Annotated in this window: 14 protein-coding genes; 6 read left to right on the top strand and 8 right to left on the bottom strand. The window is 68.4% G+C overall.

The genetic code is table 11. The features are described from left to right. Window positions 1-426 precede the first annotated feature (426 nt). Window positions 427-2,067 (top strand): AAA family ATPase, encoded by a 1,641-nt coding sequence (locus ACO2RV_RS22970; RefSeq protein WP_423296558.1) that lies wholly within the window; start codon window positions 427-429, stop codon window positions 2,065-2,067. Between the two features lie 81 nt (window positions 2,068-2,148). On the opposite strand, the gene ACO2RV_RS22965 is transcribed toward ACO2RV_RS22970, so the two are convergent. Further along, window positions 2,149-4,455 carry a heavy metal translocating P-type ATPase gene (locus tag ACO2RV_RS22965; RefSeq protein ID WP_423296557.1) on the bottom strand — a complete coding sequence of 769 codons (2,307 nt, stop codon included), beginning with the start codon at window positions 4,453-4,455 and terminating at the stop codon, window positions 2,149-2,151. 67 nt (window positions 4,456-4,522) lie between these two features. On the opposite strand from ACO2RV_RS22965, the gene ACO2RV_RS22960 reads away from it, so the two are divergent. After that, on the top strand, window positions 4,523-4,987 hold the full coding sequence (locus ACO2RV_RS22960) for a MerR family transcriptional regulator (RefSeq protein ID WP_423296556.1): 465 nt from the start codon (window positions 4,523-4,525) through the stop codon (window positions 4,985-4,987). Window positions 4,988-5,000: 13 nt separating this feature from the next. On the opposite strand, the gene ACO2RV_RS22955 is transcribed toward ACO2RV_RS22960, so the two are convergent. From ACO2RV_RS22955 to ACO2RV_RS22945, 3 genes are all read right to left on the bottom strand, one after another. Then, on the bottom strand, window positions 5,001-6,002 hold the full coding sequence (locus tag ACO2RV_RS22955) for a 4-hydroxyproline epimerase (RefSeq protein ID WP_423296555.1): 1,002 nt from the start codon (window positions 6,000-6,002) through the stop codon (window positions 5,001-5,003). 12 nt (window positions 6,003-6,014) lie between these two features. Beyond that, complete coding sequence (locus ACO2RV_RS22950; protein ID WP_423296561.1) at window positions 6,015-7,262, bottom strand: NAD(P)/FAD-dependent oxidoreductase; 1,248 nt, start codon at window positions 7,260-7,262, stop codon at window positions 6,015-6,017. A 76-nt stretch (window positions 7,263-7,338) separates the two neighbouring features. Beyond that, window positions 7,339-8,235, bottom strand: a complete 897-nt coding sequence (locus ACO2RV_RS22945; RefSeq protein WP_423296554.1) for a dihydrodipicolinate synthase family protein — start codon at window positions 8,233-8,235, stop codon at window positions 7,339-7,341. Between the two features lie 113 nt (window positions 8,236-8,348). Here ACO2RV_RS22945 and ACO2RV_RS22940 point away from each other — a divergent pair, with 113 nt between their 5' ends. The 3 genes from ACO2RV_RS22940 (at window position 8,349) to ACO2RV_RS22930 (ending at window position 11,146) form a co-directional block, all read left to right on the top strand. Then, window positions 8,349-9,038 (top strand): GntR family transcriptional regulator, encoded by a 690-nt coding sequence (locus ACO2RV_RS22940; protein ID WP_423296553.1) that lies wholly within the window; start codon window positions 8,349-8,351, stop codon window positions 9,036-9,038. Continuing rightward, window positions 9,035-10,063 (top strand): aldose epimerase family protein, encoded by a 1,029-nt coding sequence (locus ACO2RV_RS22935; RefSeq protein ID WP_423296552.1) that lies wholly within the window; start codon window positions 9,035-9,037, stop codon window positions 10,061-10,063. Before ACO2RV_RS22940 ends, ACO2RV_RS22935 begins: the two co-directional genes overlap by 4 nt. Before the next feature lie 123 nt (window positions 10,064-10,186). Continuing rightward, window positions 10,187-11,146 (top strand): Bug family tripartite tricarboxylate transporter substrate binding protein, encoded by a 960-nt coding sequence (locus ACO2RV_RS22930; RefSeq protein ID WP_423296551.1) that lies wholly within the window; start codon window positions 10,187-10,189, stop codon window positions 11,144-11,146. 115 nt (window positions 11,147-11,261) lie between these two features. Here the strand turns inward: ACO2RV_RS22930 and ACO2RV_RS22925 are convergent, their stop codons facing one another. The 3 genes from ACO2RV_RS22925 to ACO2RV_RS22915 form a co-directional block, all read right to left on the bottom strand. Further along, window positions 11,262-11,537 carry an Atu4866 domain-containing protein gene (locus tag ACO2RV_RS22925; protein ID WP_423296560.1) on the bottom strand — a complete coding sequence of 92 codons (276 nt, stop codon included), beginning with the start codon at window positions 11,535-11,537 and terminating at the stop codon, window positions 11,262-11,264. A gap of 90 nt (window positions 11,538-11,627) precedes the next feature. Continuing rightward, window positions 11,628-12,101: a carboxymuconolactone decarboxylase family protein gene (locus ACO2RV_RS22920; RefSeq protein WP_423296550.1), complete on the bottom strand. Its 474-nt coding sequence runs from the start codon at window positions 12,099-12,101 to the stop codon at window positions 11,628-11,630. 12 nt (window positions 12,102-12,113) lie between these two features. Next, window positions 12,114-12,830, bottom strand: a complete 717-nt coding sequence (locus ACO2RV_RS22915) for an SDR family oxidoreductase (RefSeq protein WP_423296549.1) — start codon at window positions 12,828-12,830, stop codon at window positions 12,114-12,116. 109 nt (window positions 12,831-12,939) lie between these two features. On the opposite strand from ACO2RV_RS22915, the gene ACO2RV_RS22910 reads away from it, so the two are divergent. After that, window positions 12,940-13,833, top strand: a complete 894-nt coding sequence (locus ACO2RV_RS22910) for a LysR family transcriptional regulator (protein ID WP_423296548.1) — start codon at window positions 12,940-12,942, stop codon at window positions 13,831-13,833. 37 nt (window positions 13,834-13,870) lie between these two features. Here ACO2RV_RS22910 and ACO2RV_RS22905 read toward each other — a convergent pair whose 3' ends face one another. Then, window positions 13,871-14,902: an HPP family protein gene (locus tag ACO2RV_RS22905; RefSeq protein WP_423296559.1), complete on the bottom strand. Its 1,032-nt coding sequence runs from the start codon at window positions 14,900-14,902 to the stop codon at window positions 13,871-13,873. Window positions 14,903-14,996: the final 94 nt, after the last annotated feature.

Raw genomic sequence — 14,996 nt, 5'->3', positions numbered from 1 at the left:
CCTTAAGCGGTCGACAGTTTTCCCGCCGGCGACTGCCGGTCCGAAGACCTCGTCTCTGTCGGGAGCAACCAGAGGAGCGTCAGCACCGCGTCAGCGGCGCGCCCCGTCGATGGCCGCTTTATAGGGGCGACACGGTTCGGGTGTCAACGGGCTTTTTCGAGAAAAGTGACAGGCACGCGACAGCGGGGGATAAAACACCTGATCCGGTATGAATAATGCCGTTATTTCAAACGGTTGAATCGCCTCGCCGCTCGGGTCGGTATGCCGGGCCGGCGGTTTCGCTCTACCGCAAGACCCGAATGTCGCCGCTCACGGCCACGCCGGACACCCCGCCGCCCATCGCCTTTGGGACCCGTCTTCCTGCGGATGGGAGACGGGCGCCGGAGTTGCTAGGTTGCCGGCACTCCCACCTGGCGGGCACCAGCGATGAAGCAGCCTTTTCCCTCATCCGCCGAACCCGGCGTGGCGGGTCTCCCAGCAGACGGCCTCGGCGCAGCGCCTGATCCGCACGTGGTCGCCGACCAGTCCGAAGTTTTCCGCCTGCTGGCCGACCCGGCGACATACCCGCTCACCCCCCCGGTGAAGCGCATCGACACCCATGGCGCGGCGGTGTTTCTCGCCGGCGATGAGGTCTACAAGGTGAAACGTGCCGTGCGCTTTCCCTTCATGGACCTGTCCACCCTGGCGCGCCGCCATGCCGCTTGCGCCCGCGAGGTCGAGATCAACCGGCAGGGCGCGCCCGGCATCTATCTCGGCCTGGTGCCGATTCTCCGCCGCGCGGGCCGGCTTCAGCTTGGCGGGGATGATTCGTGCGGGGACGACATCGTCGAATGGGCCGTGCATATGCGCCGATTCGACGAGGAGGCGACGCTCGACAAGGTGGCCGAGCGCGGCGAGCTCACACCGTCCCTCATCGATGCGCTGGCGCGAGCCATTGCCGCCGCGCATGAACGCGCGGCGCGCTATCCGGATTTCGATGTGGCGGCAGCGCTCGCCCATGTAATTGGCGATGTGGTTAACGGATTGCGGGAAGCAACTGAACTCTTTGCCCCGGCACGCATTTCCGTGCTGGAGACGGGCTTCCGCGCCGCCCTCGACCGCCTCGCCCCGCTGCTCGCCCGACGCGCTCGGGCCGGCGAGGTCCGCCGCTGCCATGGCGACCTGCATCTCCGGAACATCGCACTGATCAACGGCGCGCCGGTGCTGTTCGATGCGCTGGAATTCGACGAGGCGCTCGCCACCACCGACCGGCTCTACGATCTCGCCTTCCTGCTGATGGACCTATGGCTGCGCAACCTGCGCTTCGAGGCGAACCTCACACTCAACCGCTATTTCGCCGCCTGCGGGAACACGGCGCCCCATGACGGTCTGGCGGCGCTGCCGCTGTTCATCGGCCTGCGGGCGGCAATACGGGCGCAGGTCACGGCCGCCGCGCTGATCCATCGCAACGGCGCTGCGCGCGAGACCGCTGCCGGGGAAGCCCTCGCCTATCTCGACCTCGCCGAAACCGCGCTCAAGCCGGCGCCCGCGCAGCTCGTCGGCATTGGCGGGCTGTCCGGCACCGGCAAGAGCACGCTCGCCGCCCGCCTCGCCCCCGGCATCGGCCCGCTACCCGGCGCCATGCATCTGCGTAGCGATGTCGAGCGCAAGCGCCTTGCCGGCATCGGCGAGCTGGAACGCCTGCCGCCCGCCGCCTATACGCCGGAGGCGACCGAGGCGGTCTATGCGGAGCTGCGCCGGCGGGCCGCCGCTATTCTCGCCGCGGGCCATGGCGTGGTGGTGGATGGCGTGCACCAGCGTGCCGATGAGCGCGCCGCGCTCGCGCAGGTGGCGCAGCAGGCGGGCGTCCGCTTCACCGGGATCTGGCTGGAAGCGCCCGTCGCGGCACTCGAAACGCGGGTCGCGGCGCGGCGTGGCGACGCTTCCGACGCCACCGTCGACGTCGTCCGCCAACAGGCAGCGCGCGACGTCGGCACGCTCGATTGGGTGCGCCTCAGCGCCGCCGGCACGCCGGAGGAGGTGCTGGCACGGGCTCAGGCGGCGCTCGCATTGGCCTCACGCCGATAAGCCGTCAATCCGGCTCAGATTGCGGCCGTCACTGCTCCCGGACAAGCTGCATGCCGTGCCAGCGCTGATCCGGGACATGGCCTACTTCCGCCCCAGCAGGCGCAGCGCATTGGCCGTCACCAGCACAGTCGCGCCGGTGTCGGCGAGGATGGCCGGCCACAGCCCGGTGATGCCGGCGATGGTGGTGACGAGGAACAGCGCCTTCAGCCCGAGCGCGAGGGTGATATTCTCGTGGATGTTGCGCATGGTCGCCCTCGACAGGCCGATCATCGCCGCGACATCGCCCACCCGCCCGTGCAGCACGGCGGCATCCGCCGTCTCCAGCGCCACGTCGGTGCCCCCGCCCATGGCGATGCCAACATTGGCCGCGGCCAGCGCGGGCGCGTCGTTGATGCCGTCGCCGACCTTGGCGACAATCAGCCCCTCGTGCTGCAACTCGCCGACGATACGCTGCTTGTCGGCCGGCATCAGCCCGGCGCGCACCTCGATGCCGAGATCGCCGCCGATTGCCCGGGCGGCGCGCTCATTGTCGCCAGTGAGCATGACGGTGCGGATGCCCGCCGCCTTCAGCGCCGCGAGACCGGCGGCGGCGTCCGCGCGCGGCTCGTCGCGCATGGCGATCAGGCCGGCAACCACACCGTCGGCCAGCAGCACGGCGACGGTCTTGCCGGCATCGTTGAGCGTCGCGATGGCGGCCTGCTGTGGGGGCGAAAGGCTTATGCGTGTGCTGGCGGCCCGGGGCGAGCCGAGGAAGAGCGCCGCGCCCTCCACCATGCCGGCGACGCCCTCTCCATTGACCGCACCGGCGTTCTGCACCGGCGGAATGGCGAGGCCGCGCGCGGCGGCTTCCCCGAGGATGGCCGAAGCCAGCGGATGGGTCGAGCCGGCCTCCAGCGCGGCGGCGCGGGCGATGAGCGCCGCCTCATCGCCGGCAAAGGCGATCAGATCCGTCACCTCCGGCTTGCCCGCGGTCAACGTGCCGGTCTTGTCGAACGCGACCGCGTTCACCGTGCGCAGCACCTCCAGAACCGCGCCACCCTTGATCAGCAGGCCGCGCCGCGCGCCGGAGGCGAGGCCCGCCGCGATCGCCGCCGGCGTGGAGATCACCAGCGCGCAGGGGCAGCCAATCAGCAGGATGGCCAGCCCCTTGTAGATCCACTCGTCCCATCCCGCCCCGAAGACGAGCGGCGGCACGATGGCGACCAGCGCCGCCAGCGCCACGATGAGCGGGGTGTACCAGCGCGAGAAACGGTCGATAAAGCGCTCGGTCGGCGCCTTGCTCTCCTGCGCCTCCTCCACCAGCCGCACCACGCGGGCGATAGTGTTGTCGGAGGGCTCGGTGGTGGCACGGATGGTCAGCGCCGATTCGAAGTTCACCGTACCGGCATAGACCCTGTCGCCCGGCAGCTTCGCCACCGGCACGCTCTCACCGGTGACCGGCGCCTCGTTCACTGCGCCGGTTCCCTCCAGCACCTCGCCATCGCAGGGGATGCGCTCACCGGGCCGCACCAGTATGACGGCGCCGATCGTAAGGCTCTCGGCCGACACTTCGCGCGTGGTGCCGCCCTCAATGAGGCGCGCCGTCTTCGGCACCAGGCTGGTCAGCGAGCGGATCGAATCGCGGGCGCGGCCGGCGGCCACGCCTTCCAGGAGTTCGCCGACCAGGAACAGGAACACCACGGCGGCGGCTTCTTCCACCGCGCCGATGATCACCGCGCCGACGGCGGCGATGGTCATCAGCATCTCGATGGAGAAGGGCGTGCCGGACAGCGCCGCCATCACCGCGCGGCGCGCTACCGGCACGAGGCCGATTAGCAGCGCGGCGATGAAGATCCAGGGATCGAGCCGGGGCACGAAATGCCCGGCGGCATAGGCGGCAACCAGCGCCGCGCCGCAGACGAGGGTGAGCCGCGCCTTGCCGCTCTGCCACCACGGCCCCTCGCCGGGCAGATGGGTGTGGTCGTGGCCCTCCACCGCCGTCGCCACTGCGACGGGCGCCTTGGCGGGCGCGGCATGGGAAGGACCGTGGCCATGATCGTGATGTTCGTGGCCGTGCGCGTGATGATGATCATGATGGTGGCCGCAACAGGCGTCGTGCGCATGGTCGTGCGGGTGATCGTGATCGTGATGGGCATGCGCCGGCGCCGCGGGAGCGGGCGCTGTCTTTCCCGTCAAGGGCAGCGCGAAGATGCCGTAGCCGAGGCCAGAGACACGCTTCTCCAATATGACGAGGTCCGCACCGTCATGCTCCACCGTCATCGTGCCGGCCGTCACCGAGACCGACACGTCCGCGACACCGGTCACCCGGCGCACCGCCGTATCGATCTTCGCCGCGCAGGACGCGCAGTCCATGCCGTCGATGCGGTAGCGGGTCTTCACGGCCGACATGGCTCACCTCTTGTCTCATCGTCGCGGCGAGCCTAATTCCTCTAGCGACTAGAGGAGCAAGCGCGAAATGAGCAAGGGCGATTCCGGGCCGTTCAGCATCGGCGAGGTGGCGCGCGTCAGCGGCGTAAAGGTGCCGACCGTGCGCTATTACGAGGAGATCGGCCTGCTGCCCGCGCCGCCGCGCACGGAAGGCGGGCGCCGCTCCTATGGCGCGACCGACATGCGCCGGCTCGCCTTCATCCGCCATGCCCGCGAGCTCGGCTTCGAGATCGAGGCGATCCGCACCCTGCTGCAATTGCAGGACCAGCCCGAGCAGTCCTGCGCGGCAGCGGACGCCATCGCCCGCGACCGGCTGGTCGAGGTGGAGCGGCGCATCGCCAGCCTCAACGCGCTGAAGGCCGAGCTGGAGCGCATGGTGGATGGCTGCTCGCACGGCCATGTCGCCGCGTGCCGGGTGATCGAGATTCTCGCCGATCACAGCGAGTGCCGGCATCATCACGGGCCCGCCGAGCCGGCCGGCATCGGCCATTAGGCCGTGTCAGGGCTCACACCACCACGAATCCATGTGCGAAGGGGTCGCGGTCGTCGATGAAGATGGTGTTGTAGCCGGTCATGCGCGCCCAGCCGCCGATGGAGGGGATGATGGCGTCGCGCGCTCCCACCTTCGCCTGCGCCTCGACCCGGCCCTTGAACAGCGAGCCGATGATGCTCTCATGCACGAACTCGTCGCCGACCTTCAGCTTGCCGAGGCCGGCGAGCTGCGCCATGCGCGAGGAGGTGCCGGTACCGCAGGGCGAGCGGTCGATCGCCTTGTCGCCGTAGAACACCGCGTTGCGCGCATGCGCCTCCGGGTGTTGGGCGACGCCGGTCCAGAGAATGTGCGAGAGGCCACGGATTTCCGGCTTCTCAGGATGGACAAATTCATATTTCTCGTTCAGCGCCCGCCGCAGCGCGCCGCTCATGCCGATCAGCTCGCCGGCGGTGAAGTCCGCCATGTCGCTGAAACGCTCCTGTGGCTCGACGATGGCGTAGAAATTCCCGCCATAGGCCACGTCCACCGTCACCTCGCCGAGGCCGGGGCAGTCGGCCGTGAGGCCGCGCTGATACAGGAAGGCGGGCACATTGGTGATGCGCACCTCTTCCACATATTGCCCCTCCTGCCGGTACTCGGCCTTCACCACGCCGGCGGGAGTGTCGAGCATCAGCACGCCGGGCGTCCTCGGCGTGACGAGCCCGTGCTCGATCGCCATGGTGACGGTGCCGATGGTGCCGTGGCCGCACATGGGCAGGCAGCCCGAGGTCTCGATGAACAGGATGGCGATGTCGCAGTCCGGCCGCGTCGGCGGGTAGAGGATGGAGCCCGACATCATGTCGTGGCCGCGCGGCTCGAACATCAGCCCGGTGCGGATCCAGTCGAATTCGCGCAGGAAGTGGGCGCGCTTCTCCAGCATGGTCGAACCCTCAAGGTTCGGCCCGCCGCCGGCCACCAGGCGCACCGGGTTGCCGCAGGTGTGGCCGTCTATGCAGAAGAAGCTGTGTCGCGCCATGGCGTTTACTCGTCAGAAGCGGTCGGGACGGAAGGGATCGAGCGGGATCGAGGGCGTGCGGCCGGCCGCGAGGTCGGCGACCAGCCTACCCGTCGCGGCGCTCTGTGTCAGACCGAGATGGCCATGACCGAAGGCATAGAGCACGCGCGGGTCGGCGCCGGAAGGGCCGATGACCGGCAGCGAATCCGGCAGTGACGGGCGAAAGCCCATCCATTGTCGCCCCCCCTCCGCCCGCAGACCGGGCAGGAAGGCGGCGGCCTTCTTCACCATCGCCAGCGAGCGCTTGAAGTTCGGCGGCGCCTTCAGCCCACCCAGTTCCACCGCCCCGCCGACGCGGATGCCGGTAGCGAGCGGGGTGACGACGAAACCGTGCCCGCCAAAAGTGAGCTGGCGCCTGAGGTCGAAGGCGCCGGGCGGCAGCGTGGTGTTGTAGCCGCGCTCGGTCTCCAGCGGGATCGCGTCGCCGAGCGACTTTGCCAGCGGCCGCGACCAGGCGCCGCCGGCCACGACCAGCTGATTGGCCCGCAGCATGGTGCCGTCGGCCAGATGCACGCGCACGCCCTCGCTCAGGGGCTCGATGCGCACCGCCTCGCCACGGGCGATCGCGCCGCCGCGCATCATCACGGCATCGAACAGTGCCAGCGCGAAGCGATAAGGATCGGACACGGTCTGCCAGTGCGGGGTGAAGGTGCCGACCGTGAAGCGCGGCGCAAGGCCCGGTTGCAACTCGGCGAGGCGCGCGCCCCGCGCGTGCTCGAAGGCGATACCCTCCCTCGCCCGCGCATCCCAGCCGGACTGGGCGGCGGCGAGTTCGGCCTCGCTTTCATAGAGCTGGAGATTGCCGTCGCAGCGTACCAGCGATTCCAGCCCGGCCTCGCGCAGCATCGCTTCCATCGCGCTGGAGGCGAGCCGCATCAGCCGGCTCTGCACGATGAGCGAATGCGCGTAGCGGTCCGGCAGGCTGGCACGCCAGAAACGCAGGAGCCACGGGAGAATATGCGGGAAGTAGGAAGGCGGTATGGCGAGCGGCCCGAGCGGGTCCATGAGCCATTTCGGCGCCTTGCGCAGGATGCCCGGCGAGGCGAGCGGCAGGATGTCGGTGAAGGCGAAGGCGCCGGCATTGCCGAAGCTCGCCCCCTCCGCCACGCCGCCGCGCTCGACCAGCGTCACGCTCCGTCCCTCGCCGAGCAGGTGGAACGCGCTGGCGAGGCCGACGATGCCCGCGCCGATGATGACGACGTCGTGCTGCCCGGGCTTCATGTCACGCGACACTGCAAAACTCCCTTCCCTCACGTCCCGGCGGACCGGCGTGAGGGAAGCCGAAGGGACCTGCCGCTCACGCCGCCTTGGCGAGGAGCGGGCGGTTGGCGAGCGCCTCGCGCACGATGGCCTCGACATTGGCGCGGCGCTCGCCCTCCAGCGGCAGGCGCGGGGCACGCACGCGCTCGGTGGTGCCGGTCACCAGCGCTTCCACCAGCTTGAGATTCTGCACGAGGTAGGTCGACACATCGAGGTCGAGCAGCGGGCGGAACCAGCGGTAGATCGTCAGCGCCTCGTCATAGCGCTTGGCCTTCATCAGCCGGTAGATCGCGACCGTCTCCTCGGGGAAGGCGATGACGAGGCCGGCGACCCAGCCGACCGCGCCCACCGCCAGCGCCTCGAAGGCGAGATTGTCGACGCCGGTGAACACGTCGTAGCGATCGCCCAGCGCATTGAAGATCTCGGTGGTGCGGCGGATGTCGTCGGAGGATTCCTTGATGGCGACGAAGCGCGCATCCTTGGCCAGCTCGGCCATGATGTCGATGGTGACGTCCACGCGGTAGCCGATGCGGTTGGAATAGATCATCACCGGCAGGTCGGCCGCCTGGGCGATGGCGCTCAGCGTGGCGACGGTTTCCTTCGGATTGGTATGATAAACGAGGCTCGGGACCACCATGAGGCCCGAGGCGCCGGCCTTGGCGGCGCGGGCGGCCAGCGCGGCGCAGTCGCGCGTCGCCGCATCGGCAATGGTCATGAGCACGGGACGGGAGCCGGCCACGCCTTGAGCGACCGAGAGCACTTCGAGCCGTTCGTCATGCGAGAGCATCGGGCCCTCGCCGAGCGAGCCGTTGACGATGATGCCGTCCACGCCGGCGGCGATCTGCCGGGCGAAGCAGCGCTCCATTTCCTTGTGGTCGAGGGCGCCGTCCTCGGTGAACTTGGCGGTTACAGCCGGAAAAACACCTGTCCACATGGTCCGCGCTCCTGGGTGATCAAGATATGGGCGATCAAGGTTTCTAACGTGAGTATCTATTTTTTGGATCCAATTTTCAATATCCTTTTCTTGCCAGCTGGGAGAAACGCCACGTGAAGCTGAAAGCGACGGATATCGGCCTGATGGCCTCGGCCTCGGACGTCATCTTCGATGCGCTTCGCGAGGCCATTGCCCAGGGCGACATCAAGGAGGGCGAGGCGCTGCGGCAGGACCACATCGCCAAGATGTTCAATGTCAGCCGCATACCCGTGCGCGAGGCGCTCACGCGCCTTGAGGAACAGGGCCTCGTCACCACCCAGCGCTATCGCGGCGCCGTGGTCTCCCGCCTCTCCATCGAGGAGGTCGAGGAACTGTTCGAGTTCCGCGCCCTGGTTGAGCCGGAGGTACTGCGCCGGTCCATCGCCCGCATCTCGCCGGAATCGCTCGACCGCGCCGCCGCCTTCGCCGCCGCCTTCGCCACCGAGCCCGACACGGCGCGCTGGGGCGAGCTCAACCGGCGCTTCCACTATGCCCTGTACGAGGATTCCGGCCGGCCCTATTACCTTCAGACGATCAACGCCGCGCTCGATCGGGTGGACCGCTACTCGCGAGTCCAGCTGGTACAGACGGACGGCATGCGCCGCGCCCGCCTGGAGCATGAGGGGATTCTTCAGGCGGCCATCGCCCGCGATGCCGACAAGGCCGCCAGCCTGACCCGCGACCACATTCTCGGCGCCGGGCGCTCCTTGATCGATTTCCTGCGGCAGACCCGCAGCAGCGAGGCAGACGGGAAGGAAAAATGAGCCGCATCGAACGGGTCGGCGAGGCCGACGGCAGCCCCATCCACGAAATCACCCTCACCGGACCGGACGGCAGCTCGGCGCGCGTGCTGAGTTGGGGCGCGACATTGCGCGACCTTCTCGTGCCCGGCCCGGACGGTGCCCCGGTGCGGGTCGTGCTCGGCTATGATAATTTCGAGCCTTATCTCACCAATCCGTCCTATCTCGGCGCCACCTGCGGGCGCGTCGCCAATCGCATCCGCGCCGGGCGCTTCAGGCTGGACGGGCGCGATTATGATGTCGGCCGCAACGAGGATGGCATCACCCATCTGCATGGCGGCGCGCGCGGCTTCTCGCATCGCCCGTGGGACATCGTGGCGGCGGACGCGACGGCGGTGACGCTGACGCGCCAATCGCCCGACGGCGAGGAAGGCTATCCCGGCACGCTCGACGTGCGCTGCACCTATCGCCTGTCGGCACCCGCCACGATCACCGTGGAGATGACCGCCACGACGGACGCGCCGACCGCGGTGAATCTCGCCCATCATTCCTATTTCACGCTCGATCCCGAGGGTTCGGTGCGCGATCTCGAGGTCGAGATCGCCGCGCACCGTTACACACCCGTCGGCGGAGAGCTGGTACCCACCGGGCAGGTTTCGCCCGTCGCGGGGACCCCGTTCGACTTCGTCAGGCCTCGCCGGCTGGCCGACCAGGCGACACTCTACGACGTCAATTTCGTGCTCGACGGCACGCCCCACGCCCCGCCGCGCATCGCCGCGCGGGCCCGGTCACCACGCACCGGCATGTCGCTCACCGTGTTCACCACGGAGCCGGGGCTGCAGCTCTATGACGGCCAGTACCTGCAGCCGACCGAGCATGGACTCGGCGGACAGAGACACGGACCACATGCCGGAATCTGCTTCGAGGCGCAGAATTTTCCCGACGCCGTCAATCACACGGCCTTCCCCTCGCCCTGGCTGCGGCCCGGCCGAACCTATAGGCAGGTTACCAGATACCATTTCGCGACCGGCGAGACACCTTCCGAGTAGCGCTCACCGCGTCGCCGGCAGCCTCGATGCAACTCCTGGCTTCCAGCCCGGCAGCCAACACGCTATGCCAAGACGTGCAGCGCCTCCGTCCGATCCGGCGGCGCGGAGCGGAGCGCGGAGCGCATGGACCGTCGTCACTTCATCGCCGGTCTGGCCGGCGGCCTCACCGGCCTGTCAATGACGGGTGCGCGGTCACACGCCGGCGACAGCCTGACCCTCTTCATTCCCTCGACCTTGGGCAGCGGATGGGACCGCATCGGCCAAGCCATCGCCGCAAGCCTGCAAGAAACCGGCATCGTCGCGGAGCCCGACTTCGTCTATCAGACCGCCGGGCCGGTCGCCGGCCTGGTGCAGTTCACCGACAATTATCGTGGTGCCGGCGACACGCTGATGGTCTGCGGGCTGGGGATGATCGGCCCGACCTCCATTGATCGCGCTCATGCCGACATACTCGACCTCACGCCGATCGCCTCCCTAACGACCGAGCATGTCGCCCTTGCCGTATCCACCGATTCCACCATCTTCTCCCTGGATGAGCTTCTCGCGGCGACGCGGGCGAATCCCGAGCGCATTGTCTATACGGGCGCATCGGTCGGCGGCACCGGCCATCTTCTGGTCGGCATGCTGGGGCGGCACATCGGTATTCCCGGACGTCTATTGACCTATCGCGGCTTTACCGGAGGAGTCGGCGCGGCGAACGCGGTCATATCCGGCAGCGCGACCTGCCTCGCTACCGGGCTCAGCGAGATGCTGCCGGAACTGGGACTCGGGCGGCTGCGGCCCCTGGCCGTCACTTCGCCGCAGCGTCTGCCTGGCGTGAACATCCCCACCTTCGCCGAGCAGGGCCTCGACATCGAGCTGTCGAACTGGCGCGCCGTCGTCGCCCCGTCCGGCCTCACGCCGGCACAGAAGGCATGGCTCTGCGAGGCGGTCGACCGCATGGTCGTCAGCGGCGCCTGGCGGTCGAAGCTGTTCCAGTACAATTGGACCAGTTTCTATCTGACGGGCGACGCATTCGCGGGCTTCGTCCGGCAGGAAGCCGAACGGGTGCGCGTTTTGCTGCGCAAGCTGGCATTGACCTAGCTACGCGGCCCAAGTTCCTGCCGAGACCGCGCGCGAACGTGTCCATTCCCGGCGTTCAGCCGACCATCTGCCTCTGGCGCATGGCAACCAAGTCCCGCCCGGGAGAGGGAGCCCCTCACTTCTCCCGGAGAAACACCATGCCGCCATGGTGCAGCGTGTCCTGGTCGACGAAGATGCCATCGGCGGTGAAGCCCGTGTCGTCCCAGTAGAAGATCTCGCGGCCTATCACCTCGTAACGCCCCTGATAGGCGCTGCGGCGGGCGCCTCGCGCCTCATCATAGCGTCCGTTCGGCAGCAGTTCCTGGCGGATCAGGCCGTCTGTGGTCACCCACATGCCGACATAGGGATGAATTTGCGCGGGTTGAGGCTGGACGGGGTCGAGGCGGGTCATCTGGGCGAACGCCTTTTCGGGTGCGAGAAGGAGCAGGAGAGCGGCGGCAAGGGCCGCTCGCAGCGATGCGCGATCTGTCATCGGGCTCTCCTATGGCTGGGCCGGCGCCGCGGCACGGCGCTCGGCGAACAGGTCGGACAGCGCCTGCGACGCGGCGATGGCACGTGGGAAACCGGCAGTGACGGTGACCATGGAGACCACCTCCCTCACCTCCTCCTCGGACACGCCGATATTGAGCGCATAGCCGGCATGGATCTTCATGTAGGCCGGCAGTCCGAGCGAGGCGAAGGCCGCAACCGCCGCGAGCTGGCGGGTGCGGTTGTCGAGGCCGGGACGCGACCAGACATCGCCGAGCGCGTAAGCCTCCGTTGCGTCGGCGAGAAAGGGAAATTCCCGTCGCAGTCTCTCGAGCGTCGGCTGTGCTTCGCCCTTGTTCAGCAAGCGGACAACCGCATCGCCACGCCGGCGACGTTCCTCCAGCGTGTCGGCAGGGACCGTGGCCGGCGCCGCGACAAACGCAAGCGTCGTGGCGGCGCGCAGTGGCGCGTTCAGCGTGAAAGCCATGTCGTCATCTCCTCACCGGCTGGCGGTGGGGCGGACGACGATCTCGCTGACATCGACATCGGCGGGCTGTTCGATGGCGTAGCGGACCGCGCGGCCGATCGCGTCCGGCTGCAAGGCGATCGCGCGGTAGGCCTTCATCGCCTCGGCAGCCACCGGATCGGTGATGTTGTCGGCGAGTTCGCTCTCGACCACGCCCGGATGGATGCAGGTGACGCGCAGCCGGTCGTTCTCCTGCCGGAGCCCGTCGGAAATGGCCCGGACAGCGAACTTCGTCGCGCAGTAGACCGCCGCCGTTGGCGAGACCGCGAGCGCCCCGATAGAGGCAATGTTGATGATGTGGCCGTCGCCGCGCGCGGTCATCTCCGGCAGCACGGCAGCGACGCCGTAGAGCACGCCCTTGATGTTCACGTCGATCATGCGATCCCACTCGTCGACCTTGAGCGAAGCCATGAGCGAGAGCGGCATGATGCCGGCATTGTTGACGATGACGTCCACGCGACCGAAGCGCTCGCGGGCGGCCGCGGCGAAGGCGGCGACATCCGCGCGGTTCGTCACGTCGAGCCGACGGATGAGGACGTCGCCGCCGATTTCCGCCGCGAGAGCGTCGAGCCGGTCGGTGCGCCGGGCGCCGAGGGCGAGCCGAGCACCAGCCCTTGCGAGTTCGCGGGCGATGCCCGCGCCGATGCCGCTGGAAGCGCCGGTGATCAGGACGACCTGGTCGAGAGCCATCTGAATTCTCCTGTGCTGCTGGAAACTTGACGTTGGCAGCAAGGTAGTCGCGCGGCATTGTCGCCGGAAGTCGGCCATTGTTCGACAAATTGGAAAGCCAAACTAACCAATGAACATCGACCTCAACGCTCTCACGATCTTCAGGCTGGTCGCCGAGGAGAGGAGCTTCCGCGCCGCCGCGGACCGGCTCGGCGTCACACGTTCGGCGGTGAGCCAGACCATCGGCCGGCTCGAGGCCGTGATGGGGACGGCTCTCGTCCGGCGGACCACGCGCAGCGTCAGCCTCACCGAGGCCGGCGAACGTCTCAACGCCGCCCTGGGCCCGGCGCTTGCCGATATACGCGCCGCCGTCGAGACCACCGGCAGCCTCGAGGGAAAACCTCGCGGCCAACTCCGGCTCGCCGTCTCCTCCATCGCCGAGCGCTTTCTCGACGGACCCCTGCTGGCCGGCTTCGCGGCGGCCCATCCCGACATCCAGCTCGACATCACGGTAACCGACGAGGAGTTCGACATCGTCGCCGAAGGCTACGATGCCGGCGTGCGACTCGGCGAAGTGATCGAGCGGGACATGATCGCCGTGCCGGTCTCTGGCGAGCAGCGCCAGCTGGCGGTCTGCTCGCCCCTTTATCTCGGCCGCCATGGCGCACCCTCCAGCCCGCGCGAACTCGCGGCCCATCGCTGCATTGGCTGGCGATCCGCGCCGCGGGTTGCACCCTATCGGTGGGAATTCGCCGAGGGCGGAAAGGAGTTCGCGGTAGCGGTGGCGCCGGAGATCACCACCAACGACATGGCATTGATGATCAAGCTCGCCATCGCCGGCGCCGGCATCACCTTCGGGATGGAAGAGAGCTTCCGCCCGGCCATCGAGCGAGGCGAACTGGTGCCGATCCTCGAAGATTATTGTCCGCGTTTCGCGGGCTTCTATCTGTACTATCCAAGCCGCCGGAACCTGGCGCCGAAGCTCCGAGCACTGATCGAACATGCGAGGAGCCGCCGAGGGTGAGGCACGCAACCCTCGACGGCATCAGCCGGCCGTCCCGCTAGGCGAGCCCGCGTGTCAGCACGGCGAGCCAGTCGGCCTCCGTCACGACGCCGATAGGACGGCAGGCATCGTCGACAATGAAGACGGCGTGGACGCGATCCCGGGCAAAGCGGTCGAGGAGCCCGATGGCGGGCGTCTGCGGCGATGCCGTGGCGGCCGGGGTCATCAACTCCCGCAGCGAGGCTCCCGAGCCCGCCAGCTCCCGCAGGCCGATGACGCCGGCCACGCCGCCGGCTTTGTCGAGCACGGGCAGTCGGCGCACATCGTGCCGGACGAGAAGGGCTCGCGCCTCCTCGGGCGGCGTCGACAGGCGGACGGAAATGACACCTCGCGACATGAGGTCCGCACAGTCGAGGTCGCGATAGGAACGCGCCAGCGTCCGCTGCTCGATCTCGCGCAACAGCCGTTCGAGGTCGTTCACGTCGATGTCGAAGGTTTCGCCTGTCTGGGCCAGCGCGGCGGCGAGATCCGCCTTACTGAAGGTCCAGGGCAGCTCCTTCGCCGTCGGTGGGGGCGCCGCCGCGACATGCGGAAAGCTGTGCCCGGAATACCGGTGATAGATCCAGGCGCAGCCAACCAGCACGGCGGCGTTCAGGCCGACCGGCAGGATCGGGAAGGCATAGCTCGACGAGGCTCCGGCGAAGAGGCCGACCAGCGCAGCGGCCCCGCCCGGCGGATGCAGGCAGCGCAGCAGCGACATGACGCCGATCGCGCCGCCCACCGCGATGCCGGCGGCGAGCGCGGAGATTGGCATGTTGTGGGCGACGACAAGACCGATGAGCGCGGAGATGGTGTTGCCGCCGATCGTCGGCCAGGGCTGGGCCATCGGGCTCGCCGGCACGGCGAACAGCAGCACGGCGGAGGCGCCCATGGGTGGTACGAGCCAAAGCAGATGCTGCGTATCGCTCGCGGCGAGCCCGCAGATAAGCCCCGTCAGCACAATTCCAACCAGAGCCCCGATGCAGGCCAGCAGGCGGTCACGCAGATTCGCGCCCGCGAGTATCGGCCGGAACAGTTTCAAGCGGGCAATGGCAGACAAGATGATCTCCGAAACCTGAGGGAAGCGATGCGGGTCACGGCCAGACCTGCGCGAAATGCACCAGCCGAAGTTCTGCCGAGATCCA

Origin of the sequence: Ancylobacter sp. VNQ12 (genome assembly GCF_049445835.1) — a bacterium.
Classification (GTDB): Bacteria; Pseudomonadota; Alphaproteobacteria; order Rhizobiales; family Xanthobacteraceae; genus Ancylobacter.
The sequence above is the reverse complement of the archived record's forward strand: the minus strand, read 5'-3'. Positions and strand labels throughout refer to the sequence as shown.

Bases quoted from the DNA above. Each gene is read 5' to 3' on its own strand.
- ACO2RV_RS22935 (WP_423296552.1), top strand. From the start codon at position 9,035: ATGAGCCGCATCGAACGGGTCGGCGAGGCCGACGGCAGCCCCATCCAC.
- ACO2RV_RS22950 (WP_423296561.1), bottom strand. From the start codon at position 7,262: ATGAAGCCCGGGCAGCACGACGTCGTCATCATCGGCGCGGGCATCGTC.
- ACO2RV_RS22965 (WP_423296557.1), bottom strand. From the start codon at position 4,455: ATGTCGGCCGTGAAGACCCGCTACCGCATCGACGGCATGGACTGCGCG.
- ACO2RV_RS22925 (WP_423296560.1), bottom strand. From the start codon at position 11,537: ATGACCCGCCTCGACCCCGTCCAGCCTCAACCCGCGCAAATTCATCCC.
- ACO2RV_RS22910 (WP_423296548.1), top strand. From the start codon at position 12,940: ATGAACATCGACCTCAACGCTCTCACGATCTTCAGGCTGGTCGCCGAG.
- ACO2RV_RS22970 (WP_423296558.1), top strand. From the start codon at position 427: ATGAAGCAGCCTTTTCCCTCATCCGCCGAACCCGGCGTGGCGGGTCTC.
- ACO2RV_RS22920 (WP_423296550.1), bottom strand. From the start codon at position 12,101: ATGGCTTTCACGCTGAACGCGCCACTGCGCGCCGCCACGACGCTTGCG.
- ACO2RV_RS22915 (WP_423296549.1), bottom strand. From the start codon at position 12,830: ATGGCTCTCGACCAGGTCGTCCTGATCACCGGCGCTTCCAGCGGCATC.
- ACO2RV_RS22945 (WP_423296554.1), bottom strand. From the start codon at position 8,235: ATGTGGACAGGTGTTTTTCCGGCTGTAACCGCCAAGTTCACCGAGGAC.
- ACO2RV_RS22930 (WP_423296551.1), top strand. From the start codon at position 10,187: ATGGACCGTCGTCACTTCATCGCCGGTCTGGCCGGCGGCCTCACCGGC.
- ACO2RV_RS22955 (WP_423296555.1), bottom strand. From the start codon at position 6,002: ATGGCGCGACACAGCTTCTTCTGCATAGACGGCCACACCTGCGGCAAC.
- ACO2RV_RS22960 (WP_423296556.1), top strand. From the start codon at position 4,523: ATGAGCAAGGGCGATTCCGGGCCGTTCAGCATCGGCGAGGTGGCGCGC.